This is a genomic window from Pseudobacter sp. (genome assembly GCF_051955275.1).
Taxonomy (GTDB): Bacteria; Bacteroidota; Bacteroidia; order Chitinophagales; family Chitinophagaceae; genus Pseudobacter.
Window position 1 is genome coordinate 1 of record NZ_JBQCGW010000071.1, and the last position, 4,825, is coordinate 4,825.

The following is a 4,825-nucleotide window of genomic DNA, read 5'->3' on the forward strand; positions in this document are numbered from 1 at the left end:
AGGATCTCGATGTATCCTCCTGATTATTATATTCAATGGTAGAACCAAGGCGGTTCACCACTTTTATTTCTTCTTCCGGTTTCTGCGGATGTCCGGGCTTGTAATAATTATTGCTGATATCTTTATGGATCGCTTGCAGGTGGGTTACCTGTGCCTGTGCCCGCTGTTCATCAACGCGCTGAACAGGCGGCCTGTCGGAGAAGCCTTCCAACTGTGTCAGTCTTGCATCATCTCCTGCCAGGTAACCTACACTGATCAACTGCTCTTCCAGGTTATCGAAGGGTTTTACACGCGGAACACCAGAGGAGATCCTGTCTGCATCATACCTGGCCAGCATTTGCTGGTGCATATAAAAGAACATTTCTCCCTGCCTGTCTAATTTCAGCGTACGATCATATACCACATGCCAGTGGGCATGGTGCTCATTGAGCGAAGGATCTTCCCTGAACCAGTCCATTTTGGTTTCCTTCAGATCACCCCAGGCTACAAAGGATTGTGGATTATCAGGATCTCCTTTCGGCGGCGAAGGCAATATCACTGCCGGATCGGTGACAAATATAGAAGGGATCATGTATTTCACTTCTCCCTTATGTTTTGTGAGGAACACTTCCAATGCATAATACAGGAGATCAGGATTTTCGATTTCAAGATCGGCTGTAAATGCATCCAGCACTTTCTGAAGGCCGCTGGTTTCTACTGTCTCAGCAGCTGCAATGGTTTCATATTTTTTTACATAATTACCTGCCCTTACGCTGTGCTCAGAGATAAATGTACTGAAGATGGGAAGCCTGTCAGTTACCTGCTGGTTTTCCCTGTATTTCAGACGCAGTGAAGGTTTGGAAGCCGCGAATATTTTCCAGATCTTTTCGGCAATGTCATTTGATTGATTCATTTGAGGAGATTAGATTGTTGTAATGGTATTGATCAAACGATGGTGGAATGTGCGCCATTTGGAATGAACCGCATGGAATAACCCCAGACGGCAGGTTTATAATCCTGCTGGATTTTTGTTGTATTGGGTGTTTCGTTGGTGATCACGATCTCTATCTGGCGGCCTGCATCGTTCGCAGATTCAATGATCCAGCTGAGCGTGGCATAATCAGGATTCCTGTTCTCTCCATTGGCCGAGATCACATAGATGTCAGCAGTGATGTTCTCGAAGAATTTACGGTTCACGTTCCTGTCTGATCCGTGGTGCGCTACTTTCAGCACTTCCACATGCATCTGTCCGTTGGTAAGCATGCCTTTCTTTTTCAATCCTTCCATCAGGTGATCACCACGGCCATCTCCTGTGAACAGCATGGATCTTCCGCTTCCTTCAATCAAAAAAGCAATGCTGCTGAGATTGGGAATGCTTTTATCGGACATAGACAGTACATTGAAGTTTTGCGCACCCAGTGCATTTTCCTGGTTAGCGATCCATTCTTCCCATTCGGCTTTCAATGCATCCAGGTTTTCTTTGGTTGGCCCTACGATAGTGATGGTGAGGTTTCCGTAAGTCATCGGTGCATTGGGAGAGCCCACCCGGAAGATATCCTGCGTAGCCGCTTCATTCATGGGAATACCCAGGATATTACATAATGTGGTTACTTTATTTCCTTCATTGATGCCATTCACTGCAATGCCGGTACCGGGCATGTTCACACTATTGGAAGCAGCATTGGCGAATATGGAATTGATGCGTTGCGTCAGACTGTTGGTGGTATCGATAGTACCGGCGAAAGTGTTCAGCCAGAAATCCTTTATTTTCAGGAAATGCGTTTCATTATTGTCCTCCTGCCCTTTCAGTTCTGTAAGCAGATCGAGGATCCCGACAATATGATCATTGTCTACATGCGAAACTGCCACAACTTCCAGCTCTCCGCCCTCTCCCACAATCGACTCCAGCTCCCCGCGGAGAAAATTATTGTAAACATGTTTGGGCCCTCCGTCGATCAGAAAATATTTGGGCGACTGTTCCGATCCATATTGGATAAGAAGGCTGTCACCGAATTCTGCCTGGATAAGATGAAGAATGAACATACAGTATTGATTTAGCTGTTAAGGATTGTACAGGTTGTATTGGGTATTCCTGCCGTGATCACTAATGCGTAGTCCTGCGGACTTTTAATGATATTGGTTCCGGAAACCTGGATGGTGTAGTCTCCGGCAGCAGCAGTGTCCAGTACGATTGCTTCCACATTATTGGTAGTGTCCGGCATTTTGAGCAGTGACGGAATATTTTCGTTACCGATCCATTTCTGATTGGTGTTATTGAAATCCATCATCAGGTTAAGGTTGTTCTGCAAGGCCCTGCCCGGTGCATCGGTATAAGCCAGGCATACACGGAGCCAGCTGTTGGCCGGAAGTGTAAGCTGGATCCTTATCCTGGCGCCCGTGCGACTGAACTGCGGGGCAGTCGATTGATCCAGGTAATTATCGATCCACCAGATAAAGAAATCATTGGCAGCGGAAGGGATGGTTTTAGCCAGGTCTATCATTCCATATCCCTGGTTATAGTTGGGAAGATCAGGATATTTTACAATACAGTCCTGACCCGTCAGCTTTCTGCAGCCATTGATGATGGTGGCTTTCAGGAGGGCAGCGCTTGCGGAGTGCTCATGCTTTTTCTGAAAGTATTCGCGGAGGATGGCCGCGCAACCGCTCACTACAGGGGCGGCCATGCTGGTGCCGCCCATGATGGCATACTGACTATTGCCCGGGTACATGCCCCAGAACTTGCTGGCAGGAGCGGTAGCCGCCCTTGTGGATGCGATATCTGTACCGGGAGCTACCAGGTCAGGTTTCACGCGGAGATCATCGCAGGGACCGCGACTGCTGAATCCTGCGAGTGCATTGCTATCACCCGAAACATTTTCCTGGCTCATAGGAGGATCAGGGAAATTGCCGGGCCATACCACGCCGTATTTGTATTTCGCGTAACCACCCGTGGTACGCGTGCTTCGGCTCGCGCCAACAGTGAGCACATTCTTGGCAGAAGCAGGAGAACCGATGCTGAGAAAATCCGGAAAACCCACCGGTGCATTCACGGGTTTAAAGGCATTTCCATCGTTGCCCGCTGAAAATACCAGAAGCATGTCTTTATGTTGCCACACGAAATCATCCACTTCCACAGAGTTCACCGTATACTTCGATGCGGTGGATGAGCCCCAGCTATTGTTATGGATCCGTACACCTTTATCATAAGCTTCCTGGTAAAGGGTCTGCAGCAGGAGCGGCAATGCCAGGTTTTCCTTACTGTCCATGATCGACTGGAAAAACAGTTTGGCGCCGGGAGCCAGTCCTCTCAAAGTGCCGCCCGATGCGCTTCCCGTGCCTACAATGGAACCAGCCACATGGGTACCATGACCAGAAGTATCGGAGTAATTGCCAGGCCTTCCCCAGGCAGTTGGCGGATGCGCCATCTGTGTGGACAGATCAGGGTGTGTATCATCGATGCCTGTATCAGCAACCCCTATCACCTGTCCATCACCGTTATATTCCAGATGAATGGCGGGCTCCGGCGAGAATAAGTTGATGCCGGTGAGTGTACGGGCGTTGTCGTTATGCCATTGAGGAGCGATGTATTCACTGAAAGATTTCACCAGCACATGGCTGCCGATCTCATAGATGAGTGGAGAATTCTCCAGCAGGTAGATGCGGATCTTGTTTCCGGCCTTGCCGGCAACAGCCACATTGTGGGATTGCAACCAATCCAACATCTTCCACATATCAGATTCCTCATGCAGGAGAATGTCGAAGGTGAGCATGTCAGTAGTGGCCATTTCAGGCTCAATAGCTTTCTCCTGCGCTGTGAAGCCGGGTGAAGTATCCAGCGAACTGTAATAGATGGCTTCCTCTACAAAGTCAAAGGCACGCAGGGCAGTGAGCTCATCTTTATTCTCTACCTGTATCAGGTAAGTATCGGGTGGAATGAATTCAAGCACGCGTTTCTTCATACCGCCCAGCCTTTCTTTATACTCTTCCATAAGAGCGCCGTCGATCCTGATCTTGTAGTAGGCGGGGAATTCCTTTGCTTCAGATTCGGCTTCGGCGAAGGCCCTTTGGATGGTCCTCAGATCGAAAGTGCCGGTTAGGGTGTTGATATGCTGGCTGATGTTCTTAAGCTGCGGAGAAAGGGGAATGTCCACATCAGGTAGCTTCGGTTCTTCAAGCACCTGTACTACGATATTACTTTTGCGCAACTCTTCCAGCTGCGCATCATCCACATTGCCAATATAATAACTGTCTGTTTTCTTAGAGTCTTTGATCAGGGAACTGCACAGGGCTTCCTCCTTTTCGTGCATGAAAAAGGCCATGATCTTTTGTAATGGCATAAGCAGGTTTTATTGGGAGGGAAATCGGTTATGAAGCTCCCTAATTTCCTGCTAAATGCACAGGGTGTTTTTCCCGTATTTTATCTACAGGGAACGTTCGTGTCTCATGGACCTTTTGCCGAAACGTTCGAAGAATGCCCGTTCAAGGTCTTCGCGGTGATCCGGATGAGCCAGGCCGATCAGGAGTTTGGCGCGTTGCTGCATATTCTTTCCAAAGAGGTCTGCAATACCGTATTCCGTTACTACCCAATGCACATGGCCACGTGTAGTAACAACGCCAGCCCCTTCTTTCAGGAATGGAGTGATCCTGGAAATCCCTTTTTTGGTAACGGATGGCATGGCAATGATGGGCATGCCGTTCTCCGACATACTTGCTCCCTGCATGAAATCCATTTGTCCACCTATGCCGGAATATTGATAATTGCCAATGGAATCCGCACATACCTGCCCCGTAAGATCTATCTCGATAGCGCTGTTAACGGCCACTACCGCCGGGTTCTGGCGGATCA

Annotated in this window: 4 protein-coding genes; all 4 read right to left on the reverse strand. The window is 48.7% G+C overall.

Annotated features, from left to right (window positions below; translation table 11 throughout):
* The coding region (locus ACTHMC_RS06280) for a hypothetical protein (protein WP_440411831.1) at window positions 1–892 on the reverse strand (892 nt) is incomplete at its 3' end.
* A gap of 32 nt (window positions 893–924) precedes the next feature.
* A complete protein-coding gene (locus ACTHMC_RS06285) occupies window positions 925–2,022 on the reverse strand; it encodes a hypothetical protein (RefSeq protein WP_440411833.1) in 1,098 nt (365 codons plus the stop codon).
* A gap of 11 nt (window positions 2,023–2,033) precedes the next feature.
* Complete coding sequence (locus ACTHMC_RS06290; protein WP_440411835.1) at window positions 2,034–4,316, reverse strand: S8 family serine peptidase; 2,283 nt, start codon at window positions 4,314–4,316, stop codon at window positions 2,034–2,036.
* A gap of 84 nt (window positions 4,317–4,400) precedes the next feature.
* On the reverse strand, window positions 4,401–4,825 hold a 425-nt coding region (locus tag ACTHMC_RS06295), incomplete at its 5' end, for an acetyl-CoA hydrolase/transferase C-terminal domain-containing protein (RefSeq protein WP_440411837.1).